This is a genomic window from Streptococcus sp. VTCC 12886 (genome assembly GCF_049893425.1).
GTDB classification, from domain to species: Bacteria; Bacillota; Bacilli; order Lactobacillales; family Streptococcaceae; genus Streptococcus; species Streptococcus suis_AA.
The window spans coordinates 1-12,840 of sequence record NZ_JBMVJB010000046.1 but is presented as its reverse complement, the minus strand read 5'-3'; the positions used below and the strand labels follow the sequence as shown (position 1 = coordinate 12,840).

Annotated in this window: 10 protein-coding genes, 1 tRNA gene and 2 pseudogenes; 11 read left to right on the top strand and 2 right to left on the bottom strand. The window is 37.5% G+C overall.

Annotation, left to right across the window (positions count from 1 at the left end; all coding sequences use genetic code 11):
• Positions 1–271 precede the first annotated feature (271 nt).
• Positions 272–1,627: a 23S rRNA (uracil(1939)-C(5))-methyltransferase RlmD gene (gene rlmD, locus ACPC57_RS10725; RefSeq protein WP_217374639.1), complete on the bottom strand. Its 1,356-nt coding sequence runs from the start codon at positions 1,625–1,627 to the stop codon at positions 272–274.
• A gap of 37 nt (positions 1,628–1,664) precedes the next feature.
• Between rlmD and recX the strand changes: the two genes are divergently transcribed.
• The 4 genes from recX to ACPC57_RS10705 all read left to right on the top strand — a co-directional run bounded on the left by recX (position 1,665) and on the right by ACPC57_RS10705 (position 4,317).
• Positions 1,665–2,441 (top strand): recombination regulator RecX, encoded by a 777-nt coding sequence (gene recX, locus ACPC57_RS10720; RefSeq protein WP_217374640.1) that lies wholly within the window; start codon positions 1,665–1,667, stop codon positions 2,439–2,441.
• 76 nt (positions 2,442–2,517) lie between these two features.
• Positions 2,518–3,051 (top strand): nucleoside tri-diphosphate phosphatase, encoded by a 534-nt coding sequence (ntdP, locus tag ACPC57_RS10715; protein WP_024396634.1) that lies wholly within the window; start codon positions 2,518–2,520, stop codon positions 3,049–3,051.
• Between the two features lie 55 nt (positions 3,052–3,106).
• On the top strand, positions 3,107–3,424 hold the full coding sequence (locus ACPC57_RS10710) for a DUF960 domain-containing protein (protein ID WP_130555629.1): 318 nt from the start codon (positions 3,107–3,109) through the stop codon (positions 3,422–3,424).
• A gap of 155 nt (positions 3,425–3,579) precedes the next feature.
• Positions 3,580–4,317, top strand: coding sequence for a GntR family transcriptional regulator (locus ACPC57_RS10705; protein ID WP_217374642.1), 738 nt, complete (start codon positions 3,580–3,582; stop codon positions 4,315–4,317).
• 111 nt (positions 4,318–4,428) lie between these two features.
• Here the strand turns inward: ACPC57_RS10705 and ACPC57_RS10700 are convergent, their stop codons facing one another.
• Positions 4,429–5,139: a GntR family transcriptional regulator gene (locus ACPC57_RS10700; protein ID WP_217374643.1), complete on the bottom strand. Its 711-nt coding sequence runs from the start codon at positions 5,137–5,139 to the stop codon at positions 4,429–4,431.
• Between the two features lie 218 nt (positions 5,140–5,357).
• On the opposite strand from ACPC57_RS10700, the pseudogene ACPC57_RS10695 reads away from it, so the two are divergent.
• The 7 genes and pseudogenes from ACPC57_RS10695 to ACPC57_RS10665 all read left to right on the top strand — a co-directional run bounded on the left by ACPC57_RS10695 (position 5,358) and on the right by ACPC57_RS10665 (position 12,545).
• Positions 5,358–7,149: pseudogene (locus tag ACPC57_RS10695) on the top strand (glycoside hydrolase family 35 protein).
• On the top strand, positions 7,094–7,582 hold the full coding sequence (locus ACPC57_RS10690; RefSeq protein WP_434066937.1) for a PTS system mannose/fructose/N-acetylgalactosamine-transporter subunit IIB: 489 nt from the start codon (positions 7,094–7,096) through the stop codon (positions 7,580–7,582). The pseudogene ACPC57_RS10695 and the gene ACPC57_RS10690 overlap by 56 nt, the downstream one beginning before the upstream one ends.
• Before the next feature lie 89 nt (positions 7,583–7,671).
• Positions 7,672–7,884, top strand: a pseudogene (locus ACPC57_RS10685) (PTS fructose transporter subunit IIA); the annotation flags it as partial.
• A gap of 473 nt (positions 7,885–8,357) precedes the next feature.
• The gene (ilvD, locus tag ACPC57_RS10680; RefSeq protein ID WP_434066936.1) at positions 8,358–10,061 is read left to right on the top strand and encodes a dihydroxy-acid dehydratase; all 1,704 of its coding nucleotides are present in this window, start codon (positions 8,358–8,360) and stop codon (positions 10,059–10,061) included.
• A gap of 315 nt (positions 10,062–10,376) precedes the next feature.
• Entirely contained in the window at positions 10,377–11,240 is an 864-nt protein-coding gene (locus ACPC57_RS10675; RefSeq protein WP_434066938.1) for an aldose epimerase family protein, read from the top strand.
• Positions 11,241–11,357: 117 nt separating this feature from the next.
• Positions 11,358–11,443: transfer RNA gene (locus ACPC57_RS10670), tRNA-Leu, on the top strand.
• 220 nt (positions 11,444–11,663) lie between these two features.
• Positions 11,664–12,545, top strand: a complete 882-nt coding sequence (locus tag ACPC57_RS10665) for a class II fructose-bisphosphate aldolase (protein ID WP_217374644.1) — start codon at positions 11,664–11,666, stop codon at positions 12,543–12,545.
• Positions 12,546–12,840: the final 295 nt, after the last annotated feature.

The following is a 12,840-nucleotide window of genomic DNA, read 5'->3' as shown; positions in this document are numbered from 1 at the left end:
GTTCTAAGTGAGTCCCCATATCATATTCATCAGTGATAGTGATATTTTTGTCTTTAATTCTGAGAAAATTTGTGATATGATTTAGTTGTTCCATATGAACCCTTTCTAATGTGAGTTTAGTCGCTTTTCATTATAGGTCATATGGGACTTTTTTTCTATACTCAAAAAGGCTCCATAATCTCCACGGTGGTTTTACCCACTACAGAAATTATAGAGCCAAATTTTAGAGAAAAAAGTCCGAATAGTGGCATTCGGACTACATGATGATGAGTTATTCGGTTCTTGTTAATTTCACAACCGCTTCTGTTCTAGCGGTATGAGGGAACATGTCAACAGATTGAATATATTCAACCTGGTAGGATTTAGTTAATTCAACCAGGTCTCTTGCGAGTGTTGAAACATTACAAGAAACATAGACCATTTTTGATGGTTTGTACTTAAGGATTGTTTTTAGGAGTTTTCCGTCTATTCCAGTCCGTGGAGGATCAACAATGAGTGCATCTGCGTGATATCCTTCTTGATACCATTTTGGAATTATGTCTTCTGCTTTACCGGCTTCATAATGTGCATTCGTTAGGCCCATTTGTCTAGCATTTGCTTTTGCATCTTCAATTGCTTCGGGAATAATATCCATACCACGTAATGATTTGACTTTTCTGGCAAAGGCAAAGCCGATCGTACCTACTCCGCAGTAAGCATCTATGAGGTCTTCGTCTCCAGAAATATCCAAGGCTTTTACTGCTTCATTGTAAAGTACTTCGGTTTGCTGGGGATTTAATTGGTAAAATGCCCGAGGTGATAGAGAAAATTCATAGTCCAAAACAGCCTCATCAATAGCTTGTTTCCCCCACAGTATTTCAGTTTTTTCTCCATAGACTTCACTTGTTTTTTGTCTGTTCCAGTTTAAGGCAATTGTAACGATACTTGGAAACTGACTGATGAGTTCATCAATAAGTTTGATTAGATTAACTTGACAAGAGGTGATAAAAATTAGTTGGACTTGTCCCGTCTGACGAGCTCTACGTACCATGACAGTGCGAACACCTTGTTCCTTGCGTTCGTTGTAAATTGGGATACGGTGCTTAGTGAGGAGTTCCGCAACACTGTTAATAATTCTCTGTGTTTCTTGATCCTGGACATAACAGTCAGTAATTCCAATTAGACGATGTGAATTTTCTGCATATAATCCAGCTTTGACGCTGCCTTTAGTAGTACGAGTTTGAAATTGTAATTTAGCACGGTAGTGGCTGGGCTGATCCATTCCAATGGTTGGATGGATGGTGTATTGTTCGTAGCCAGAAGGTTTGAATTTTTTTAGTGCTTGCTGTAGCAAGTCTTTTTTAAAATCCAATTGCTTATCATAGCGGAGGTGCATGATTTGGCAACCGCCACAGGCTTCATAAATAGCACAAGGTGGTGTGACACGGAATTTGGATTGCTTGTTGATTTTCAATAACTTTGCTTCAACAAAATTCCGTTTGATTGAGGTAATTTGACAATATATTTCTTCACCTTTAAGAACACCGGGAACAAAGACAAGCGTTTTTTGATAAAAACCTATTCCTTCTCCATTGATGCCCATTCGTTTAATTTTTAAGGGGATTCGTTGATTAACTTTTAGATTCATATTATTATTTTACCGAAAATTCCTGTATAATGAAAGAATGAGAATAACAAAAATTGAAAAGAAAAAAAGACTATATTTATTAGAGCTTGATAGTCAAGAGTCTTTGTATATTACTGAGGATACCATTGTTCGTTTTATGCTAAGTAAGGATAAGGAAATCACAGAAAATGAACTTCAAGAAATTCGTGATTTTGCTCAATTCTCTTATGGAAAAAATATAGCATTATACTTTCTATCTTTCAAACAACGAACAAAAAAAGAAGTGTTGGATTATTTAAAAAAATATGAAATTAAAGAGGCAAATGCTGTAAAGATTATTACCGCTCTACAAGAAGAGAGATGGATTGATGATAAGAGTTATGTGGAAACCTACGTTCATCAAAATGGGTTGAATGGTGACAAGGGTCCGGCTTTGATTCGGCAGAAATTAATCGCGAAAGGGATTTCTAAATCTGTTATTGATAGTTGTTTAGTTGAGGTAGATTTTTCTAATCTGATTGAAAAGGTTGCTGAAAAATTGCTTAGAAAGTATCAGGATAAATTACCTATTCGAGCTCTGCAGGATAAGATTGTTCAAGGATTAATGAATAAGGGTTTTACCTATGACTTGGCAAGAAAAACGGTTGGTCAGTTAGATATTTCTGCAGATGACAATATGGAAGCCGATTTAATTAGTAAGGAATTAGAGAAACTGTATCGAAAATATAGTCGAAAATATGATGGATATGAGTTGAAGCAACGTTTGATTCAGGCTTTAGCGAGGAGAGGTTTCGAGTTCGATCAGATTCAGGCAGTCCTTAGGAATTATCTGTGATGAAATATTTTCACATATGTCAAAAATATGATATAATAATGAAGATAAATTGAAATTGTAGAAAGTTGGTAACAGTGTGAAATTACCAAGAGAAGGCGACTTTATTACAATTCAAAGTTATAAGCATGACGGAAAAATCCATCGCACTTGGCGTGATACCATGGTATTAAAGACAACAGAACATGCAATCATTGGAGTCAATAATCATACTTTAGTGACAGAAAATGATGGCAGACGTTGGGTAACAAGAGAACCAGCTATCGTATATTTTCATAAAAAATACTGGTTTAATATCATTGCAATGATTCGTGAAAATGGTGTATCTTATTATTGTAATCTTGCTAGTCCGTTTGTATTAGACAACGAAGCACTCAAATATATTGATTATGATTTGGATGTGAAAGTCTTTGCAGATGGTGAAAAAAGATTACTTGATGTGGATGAATATGAACGACATCGCAAGGATATGAAGTATTCAGATGATATTGATTATATTTTGAAGGAAAATGTAAAAATATTGGTTGATTGGATTAATCATCAGCGTGGGCCATTCTCTCCTGCCTATGTAAATATCTGGTATAAGCGCTATTTAGAACTGAGAAGTCGATAAAGTTATTCAAGAAAAACCTGTTTAGCAGGCTTTTTTCTTACTGTGAGGTAGAAATATGGCATTTGATAGGACGGTAGGAAGATATGCAAGTTTTGGTATTGTCACTTCGCTCCCAGGTGAAGTGATTGATAGTTTCTGGTACGTCATTGATAACTATTTAAAGGGAGTTATCCCTTTGAAAAGTGTGATTCAATTTTCCATTAAAAACCGAGGTGGTAAAATTACCCTAGTTTTCTCACAAGAAGGGTATAAAAATGTGTTGGCGGTTGATTTGTCAAGTCGTTTCGATCCATTTTATCCTTCTACAGTATTAGTTGTAGATAAGCAAGGACAAGAAACTATAACATTGCCTGATGAAGTTAGTTTTATTTAATGAACAAACATACTCGTCATGCAAGTTAAAGTATTTCGAGTGGAAACTAGATTCCTCATCTGAATGAATATTTTTTGGTTTGGAAAGTCTATTTTATTAAAAAATGAAATAATAACAGTATAATATGATATACCTAGTTGAAGTGAGGTTGCGCTATGTCAATTAATGGGCAAGAAAAACCACTCTATTTACAATTAGTGGATGAGTTGGAAGTGAAAATTCGAGAAAGCATGGTGCCAAATGAAAAATTGTTTTCGGAGAGAGAATTAACGCATTTATATGGTGTAAGTCGTATTACAGTTCGGCTTGCGTTACAAGAATTAGAAAAACGTGGTTTGGTCTATAAAAAACATGGTAAAGGGACCTATGTTTCGGAAATTTCAGAACCAGCTGTTGATTTATCTCAGGTTTATAGCTTTACCGAGCAAATGAAAGTGATGGGTAAGGTACCACAAACTATTATTCTTTCATTTCAAGAAATAGAAGCTTCGGAATATATTTCACAGCAGTTGATGATTGATATTGGTGAACATGTTTATGAATTAGAACGACTACGTTTGGCAGATGGTATTCCGATGATGTTGGAGCGTACCTACATTCCTGCCTCTTTATTTGATGGCCTAACTATTGCAGATTTGGACAATACAGCATTATACGAGGTATTCTCTAAAAAATATAATCAATTTATTCGAATGGCGGTCGAAGAGTTTTATGCTAGTATTGCCTTGGATAATGAAGCGAAGCTCTTGGGGGTAAGGGGAAATAGCCCTGTCCTTCATTTGTTACGAAAATCATACAATGATAAGAATCGTATTATTGAGTATACGTTTAGCATTGCGAGGGCTGACCAATTTCGGTATCGGATGGTTCATAAGCCAAAGAATGAAAACTAACTCTGTAAATGATGTAAATAATAAAAAGATTGTATATAAAGTCAGATTAATGACCATTATATACAATCTTTTTATAATTTATTGGAAGCAAAGTGTTTGTTTCAAAAGGAATTATCGGTTATTCGCTGAGATTTCAAATTTATAGTATTTCCAATGTTTATAAGTTTCAGTATATTCGATAATTTCTCCACTAGCACTATTGGTTGTCAATTTATTTTGCAAAATAGTTGGTTGATTTGGATCAATTTCTAACCCCTTAGCAATTTCCACGGGTGTTGGGAAGCTTACTTCGTTTGTTTCAACAAAGGGTTCTTCGAACATGTGGATATTAAAATCAATTTTTAGACGCTGATAGATCGATTGGAAATGTTCAAGAGGAGCATCAGGCGTTTGAATATAACGTTGAGGTATGTAAGAATTATGATAAATAAATGGAATTCCGTCGGCTTTACGAATACGAACGATTTTATAATAATAGTCATTCTTATCTAAGTTCAATTTCTCGAGAATTCGTGTATCATTTCCCTTCTGACAAGCAAGAACAATTACTTGCTCATTTTCAATTGGGAAAATTTCAACATCTGAAAATTCAACCAAACGGCCCTTACGCGAACGGGAAACAAACGTACCCTTCCCTTGTTGGCGAATTAAATAACCATCTTTAACTAACTCATTGACAGCTCGAATAACAGTAATTGAACTTACATTGTATAACTTCGTTAATTCTGCTTCTGTATAAAATTTATCACCATTTTCAAATTTTCCCGAAATGATTTGTTGACGAAGGCTATTCTGGATTAGTTGATATTTAGGGACTTTCATTTTATACCTCCTTTCTGTAATTAGTATACTAAATTATCTAACAAAAATCAAAAGATATTAGCATGATTCCGGGCCCTTTTTAGCAAAAAATACCCATTTATTATTTTACATCTATTTGCTTAAAAAAATATAAAAATTTTTTCCAAAAGTACTGGACACAACCACAATAAAGAGTTGATATACTAATAGAAAAAATAAACGATTACATGGAGGTAGAAATGAGTGATTTTCAGAAAAAAGGTCAATTCTATTTAGATGAAAAGCCATTAAAAATATTATCTGGTGCAATTCACTATTTTCGAGTACATCCAGATGACTGGTATCATTCTTTATTCAACCTAAAGGCTCTTGGGTTTAATACGGTTGAGACTTATGTTCCTTGGAACTTGCATGAGTCTAAAAAAGGACATTTTTGTTTTGACGGAATTTTAGATGTTGAACGATTTCTAAGAATTGCTCAAGAACTAGGGCTTTATGCAATTGTACGTCCTTCCCCTATATTTGTGCAGAGTGGGAATGAGGTGGACTCCCCGCTTGGTTGATGAAGGAAGAGCTGAGAGTACGTTCGAGTGATCCTACGTATTTGAAGCACTTAGATGAATATTACGCTTCTCTTCTTCCTAAACTAGACAAGTTCCAGCTCGCACAAGGAGGAAACATTCTCATGTTTCAAGTTGAAAATGAGTATGGTTCCTATGGTGAAGAAAAAGACTACTTAAAATCGGTTGCGAATTTGATGCGTAAACATGGTCTGACTGCTCCGTTCTTCACATCAGATGGTCCATGGAGAGCTTGTTTGCGTGCAGGTTCACTCATTACTGATGATTCAAGCTTTCTTTGATGAATATGGAAAGACTTGGCCACTGATGTGCATGGAATTTTGGGGATGGATGGTTCAATCGCTGGGGTGATGAAGTGATTCGTCGTGAGCCAGAAGAACTAGCTCAGTCAGTCATGGATTGCATTGAACTTGGTTCGATTAATCTCTACATGTTTCACGGAGGTACGAACTTTGGTTTCATGAATGGATGCTCTGCGCGAGGTCAAATTGATTTGTCTCAGGTGACATCTTATGATTATGATGCAATTCTAGATGAAGCTGGAAATCCAACGCAGAAGTTTTACATTCTTCAAAAACTGATGATGGAAAGATATCCAGAATTAGACTATGCAGAACCAATAGTGAAAAAAGCTAAGGCGTTTGAGCCAGCTGAGTTAGTGAATAGAGTTAGTTTGTTTGAAACCATTGATGCCATCAGCGAGTGTCATCATTCATTCTATCCTAAGAATATGGAACAATTTAATCAATCCACTGGCTATATTCTCTATAAAACCGAATTGGAACAAGACAAGGAAGAAGTAGAACGTTTTCGTGTGATTGATGATCGGGATCGGATTCATGTTTTTGCTGATGGGTGTAAGGTTACAACACAATATCAAAGGGAGATTGGTGAAGACATTACGCTAGATTTCAAAAGCAAGCAATTGGATTTAGCTATTTTTGTGGAGAATAGGGGACGTGTCAACTACGGCCACAAACTAACAGCTCCAACTCAATCTAAAGGATTGGGAAGAGGAGCGATGGCAGACCTGCATTTTATTGGAAACTGGAAAATCTATCCACTACCACTTGAGTCGGTTTCAGCTCTTGATTATAGTAAGACTTGGCAAAAAAATCAGCCTGCATTCTATCGCTATACTTGTAACTTGTCAGATTTGGCGGATACTTACATAGACATGACGGGCTTTGGTAAAGGTGTTGTATTTGTAAAAAATGTAAATATTGGACGTTTCTGGGAAAAAGGTCCGATTCTCTATCTCTATACTCCAAAAGGATACTTAAAGAAAGGAGAGAATGAAATAGTCGTCTTTGAAACGGAAGGAAAATATAGAGAAAGATTACCTTTTTCTCAAGAACCCATCTATAAAGATTTAAAATTAAGGAAAAATGAGTATGGCAATTATTGCTACACGTATCGATGGTCGTTTGATTCATGGTCAAGTTGCTAATTTATGGATTACGACTAAATTGAATATTGGTCGTATTATGGTAATTGATGACGCAGTTGCTCAAAACGACATTGAAAAACGAGGATTGAAGTTGGGTTGTCCTCCAGGGTTAAAACTTTCTATTTTACCGATTGATAAAGCTGCAAATAATATTAAAGAAGGAAAATATGATACTCGACGCTTGCTTATTGTAGCACGTCGTCCTAAAAATTTCCTTCGCCTAGTGGAGTATGGTGTAAGCCTTCCTGAACATAACGTTGGGAATATGTCTCAGACTCCTGAAACACGGTCTGTCACACGTTCAATCAATGTGGTAGATAAAGATATTGCAGATTTTGATGCATTAGCAGCTAAGGGTGTAAAGCTCTTCGCTCAAATGGTTCCTGGCGATTCACCTAAAGACTTTATGCCATTATTGGATAAGGTTAGATAACATTCGGATTTTTTGAAAAATTTTTAAAGGAGGATCACTATTATGCAATGGTGACAAATATTACTTTTAACACTCTACTCTGCTTACCAGATTTGTTGGGGGGAGCACCAGCTATTGTAGTTTCTCGTAAATTATTCGATGGTGGTTAATTTGATCTATATGCAGGTATGAACATGCCTATGGTCATTGATTTCTTGAACGGCGTTCTATTAGGTGAAGCTGTAGACTATGTGTAGTTTGGTAGAAGCAATTTAGTTTATGTCAATTCCTTATTAACAAGTAGCGAAGATGATGAGGAGTGAAACAGTTCGGGGAACTGTTTCAGATGGTCACCTTGAAATAAGAAAGTGACCACAGAAAGCCCGAGCCCAGAAATAGGAGATTGAGGGAAGTTCAAGTGACTGTTTCAGCCTGAGCCTAGAAACGGGAGAACGAGGAAAGTCAGAGACTGTTTCGGTTGGAGATTATCTTCGTCGAGCAAAAATAATACTGTAGTCAAATTTGCTTTAAGTATCCTGAGACTGGGCAAACCTGGTCTCTTTTTGTATGGAGTATCATTTATCATATTTCTTGATACATTGCTCTATCCTATCATGTTGTGAAACCCCTTCCTACCATTCTTAGTCTATGGAGAGGAATAATGTGCCAGTGAATGAATCGATTCACAGAGAGATCGAAAACAAAAATGACCAAATTTTCTGAAAATTTATTGACATTCACTTTTAAAGTGGTAACATGTTATGTGAGGAATCATTTTAAATACAAGGAGAATCCAATGAGAAGTGATATGATAAAAATCGGGATTGACAAGGCTCCTGCGCGTGGCTTATTATACGCGACAGGACAAGTGAAATCTGCAAAGGATTTTCAAAAACCCTTTATTGCGATTTGCAATTCCTACATCGATATTGTACCTGGACATGTACATTTGAGAGAGTTGGCGGATGTGGCAAAAGAAGCGATAAGGGAAGCTGGTGGGATTCCGTTTGAGTTTAACACCATTGGGGTTGATGACGGTATTGCCATGGGACACATTGGAATGAGATACAGTTTGCCTTCAAGGGAATTGATAGCAGATGCGGCTGAAACAGTCATCAATGCGCATTGGTTTGATGGAGTTTTTTATATTCCAAACTGCGATAAGATTACTCCTGGAATGATTTTAGCAGCTATGCGAACCAATGTTCCGGCAGTATTTTGTTCTGGAGGACCTATGAAGGGTGGTGTCGATATGACAGGGCATCATGCCAGCCTTTCTAGTCTATTTGAGGCAGTTGGTAGCTACCAAGCTGGGGAAATGTCAGAACAGGAGTTTGAATTTCTAGAAAAAAATGCTTGTCCGACTTGCGGTTCTTGTTCGGGAATGTTTACAGCCAATTCAATGAATTGTTTGATGGAGGTATTGGGACTTGCATTGCCAGGGAATGGTACAATTCTTGCAGTGTCTGATGAACGACGAGAACTTGTTCGCCAAGCTGCCAAATACTTAATGGAAAATGTTAAAAAGAATATTAAACCTAGAGACATTGTAACGAAAGAAGCAATAGATGATGCGTTTGCTTTGGATATGGCAATGGGAGGTTCAACGAATACAGTATTACACACGCTAGCCATTGCCAGAGAAGCTGGGATTCCCTATGATTTGAAAGATATTAATGAAATCGCTGAAAAAACACCTTATCTTTCTAAATTATCTCCGTCATCAGCTTACACTATGCATGATGTACATGAGGCGGGAGGGGTTTCAGCGATTATCAATCAATTGATTAAGAATGGTTCTATCAAAGGGGATCGCATAACTGTAACCGGTAGAACTTTGAAAGAGAATGTTTCAGGTTGTGAGATTAAGAATGAAGAGGTTATTCATCCATTAGATCATCCATACTCACCAGTTGGTGGCTTATCCATTCTTTATGGGAATATTGCCCAAGATGGTTCCGTTATTAAGGTAGGTGGGGTAGACCCTTCTGTAAAAACATTTAAAGGTGAGGCTCTTTGCTTTGATTCTCAAGATGAAGCGCTTGAGGCAATTGATAATGGTACAGTTCAGAAAGGTCATGTTGTTGTGATTCGTTACGAGGGACCACAAGGCGGACCTGGGATGCCAGAAATGTTAGCTCCTACTTCAAAAATTGTCGGTCGAGGTTTGGGGAAAGATGTTGCACTTATAACGGATGGTCGTTTCTCTGGTGCAACTAGAGGGATTGCGATTGGTCACGTCTCTCCAGAGGCAGCTGCTGGTGGAAATATTGCTTTGATAGAGGATGGAGATGAGATAGCGATTGATTTGATCAATCGCACGATAGATGTTCTTGTGGATGATGAAGTACTTGCTGAACGTCGTCGTCACTTAAAATCATTCAAGCCTAAAATAGCAAGTGGTTGGCTGCGTCGTTATACACGTTTTGCTTCTTCGGCCAACCTTGGTGGTTCGATGATGACCGATGAGGAGTTTGCAGAACGCCAAGCAGAGCGCTAGAATAATTAGTATAAAATGAAAAAGGAATTCTTGTAGATTCCTTTTCATTATAGTCTATTAAAGATATACTATTCATATATTAAATCAATAAAAATAGGAGTTCGTATGATTGAACAAAGTTAGTTTGGAAAGGGGGAAGCCCTTCATTTCTTCCTTTCGAATGCTAATGATATGAAGGTTGGTTTGACAAATTTTGGAGCTCATATCGTTGAAGCTCTTCTTCCTGTTGAGGAAGATGGAGGGGTTCGGAATGTTCGCCTTTCTGCTTAGACAGATGAGGAATATAGATGAACAGATTTGTAGCCTGGTTCTACAATTGTTCCAGTTGCAGGTCGTATTTCGGGGGCACAAACAGAAATAAATGGAGTGAAGTACTGTCTTACAGAAAATGAGCCGGGTCGAACCCTCCATGGTGGGACTGATACTGCAAATGAGCAATACTGGGAGACAAGTGTAGATCAGGAGAATAACCAAGTTACCTTTGGTATTACCTTAAAGGATGGTTTCAATGGATTTCCTGGTGATGTACGTGTTTTAGCAACTTATCGATTATCGGATGAGAATGAACTTTTTGTAGAGTATCGGGCAGAGTCTGATAAGGATACCATTTTTAATCCAACCAACCATGTTTATTTTAATTTGACAGGTGATTTCCAACAGTCTGTAGGGGAACATCAAATCAGAATTGCAGCGAATCGCTATGTCCCACTTGGTGAGGATAATCTTCCAATTGGAGTTTTGGAAGAAATTATTGATACGCCTTTTGATTTTAGAGATTTTGCTTCGTTTTCTCAGGGCTTTAATAGCCAACACACTCAGAATCTCCTCGTAAAAGGCTATGATCACCCATGTGTATTGGAAGATGTAGCAACTCCCGTAGAGGTATTAAGCCCTGATGGGAAAATTAAACTAAGTGTTGTAACCAATCAACCATCCGTTGTTATTTATACTTACAATTTTCCGGTTGAAGAGTTAGCGGCTTTCCATGGCGCCTTTAGTCTAGAATGCCAGGGGCTTCCGAATGCATGTAATGTTGATGGTTTTGGATCTATTTTGTTGGAACAAGGAGATTGTTTTTTCTCACAAACAGCCTATCGTTTTTCTTGGTGGCGATTCTCCTTTTCCTCACGTTTAAAGTGGTTAGCCCTCTTTGTGATTTTTACATACTTTTTTGTATGATATTTTGCTTAGAGGGCTGAATACTTTGCAAGCATTAATCAACTCAAAAGATTTCAAAAAATAATTAAAAAGTATTGACATGGCCCCCTCCTCATGTTATACTAGTTCTTGTGTTGAGCGGGGATGGCGGAATTGGCAGACGCGCAGGACTAAGGATCCTGTGACCGCTTTAGGTCGTGTGGGTTCAAGTCCCACTCTCCGCATAGTAGACTAGTTGAGGCTAGTCTTTTTTTGTTTTGTAATAATATGAGTGGTTACACTACCTCCTTTTCTACCGTTTGTTGTCCAATTTGCAGGGAGTTTCATGAAAATACATGTGAAAGTTTTCTCAAAAATATGGTTTCAACTAGCATTTTCAAAATAAAAATGGTAGAATAGAGGAGTATGAGGTGCAACCTCAAAAAATATTAGGAGGCTTTCGAAATGCCATTAGTTTCAGCAGAAAAATTTGTCCAAGCAGCGCGTGAAAACGGTTATGCAGTTGGTGGATTTAACACAAACAACCTTGAGTGGACTCAAGCTATCTTGCGTGCAGCAGAAGCGAAACAAGCTCCTGTTCTTATCCAAACTTCAATGGGTGCAGCTAAGTACATGGGTGGTTACAAAGTAGCTCGTAACTTGATTGCAGACTTGATTGAATCAATGAACATCACAGTTCCAGTTGCTATTCACCTTGACCATGGTCACTACGAAGATGCTCTTGAATGTATCGAAGTTGGTTATACTTCTATCATGTTTGATGGTTCACACCTTCCAGTAGAAGAAAACCTTGCAAAAGCTAAAGAAGTTGTAGAATTGGCACACGCTAAAGGTATCTCAGTTGAAGCCGAAGTAGGTACTATCGGTGGTGAAGAAGATGGTATCGTTGGTAGCGGTGAATTGGCTCCAATCGAAGATGCAGTAGCAATGGTTGCAACTGGTATTGACTTCTTGGCAGCAGGTATTGGTAACATCCACGGCCCATACCCAGCAAACTGGGAAGGTCTTGATCTTGACCACTTGCGTAAATTGACTGAAGCTGTACCTGGTTTCCCAATCGTATTGCACGGTGGTTCTGGTATTCCAGATGAGCAAATCCAAGCAGCAATCAAATTGGGTGTTGCTAAAGTTAACGTTAATACTGAGTGCCAAATCGCATTTGCAAACGCAACTCGTAAATTTGCAGCAGCTTATGAAGCAAACGAAGCAGAATACGATAAGAAAAAACTCTTTGACCCACGTAAATTCTTGGCAGACGGCGTGAAAGCTATCCAAGCTTCTGTTGAAGAACGTATTGACGTATTCGGTTCAGCAAACAAAGCTTAATCAGTTTATAATACATGATTAAATCAAGGTTTATCCGAAAGGATAAGCCTTTTTAGTATGATTTTGCCCCCAATTTACCCCCATTAATACTTTGATGATTTATTGCTGAGTTAATGAATCAATTAGAGGTGTGATTGTGTCTTTTGTCTTTTGAGTTACATGGAGAGGTTCTGTTGCAAAGTGTTAAATAAAGAATAAAATCCCATACGGTATCTATGATTTAAGCTGGGATTCCCAATAATACCTTGATTTCAGTACAGACCGAAAACCCGAAGAGAGTGCCTTCTTTTCGGGT

Bases quoted from the DNA above. Each gene is read 5' to 3' on its own strand.
- ilvD (WP_434066936.1), top strand. From the start codon at position 8,358: ATGAGAAGTGATATGATAAAAATCGGGATTGACAAGGCTCCTGCGCGT.
- ACPC57_RS10710 (WP_130555629.1), top strand. From the start codon at position 3,107: ATGGCATTTGATAGGACGGTAGGAAGATATGCAAGTTTTGGTATTGTC.
- ACPC57_RS10700 (WP_217374643.1), bottom strand. From the start codon at position 5,139: ATGAAAGTCCCTAAATATCAACTAATCCAGAATAGCCTTCGTCAACAA.
- recX (WP_217374640.1), top strand. From the start codon at position 1,665: ATGAGAATAACAAAAATTGAAAAGAAAAAAAGACTATATTTATTAGAG.
- ACPC57_RS10665 (WP_217374644.1), top strand. From the start codon at position 11,664: ATGCCATTAGTTTCAGCAGAAAAATTTGTCCAAGCAGCGCGTGAAAAC.
- ACPC57_RS10690 (WP_434066937.1), top strand. From the start codon at position 7,094: ATGGCAATTATTGCTACACGTATCGATGGTCGTTTGATTCATGGTCAA.
- rlmD (WP_217374639.1), bottom strand. From the start codon at position 1,627: ATGAATCTAAAAGTTAATCAACGAATCCCCTTAAAAATTAAACGAATG.
- ACPC57_RS10705 (WP_217374642.1), top strand. From the start codon at position 3,580: ATGTCAATTAATGGGCAAGAAAAACCACTCTATTTACAATTAGTGGAT.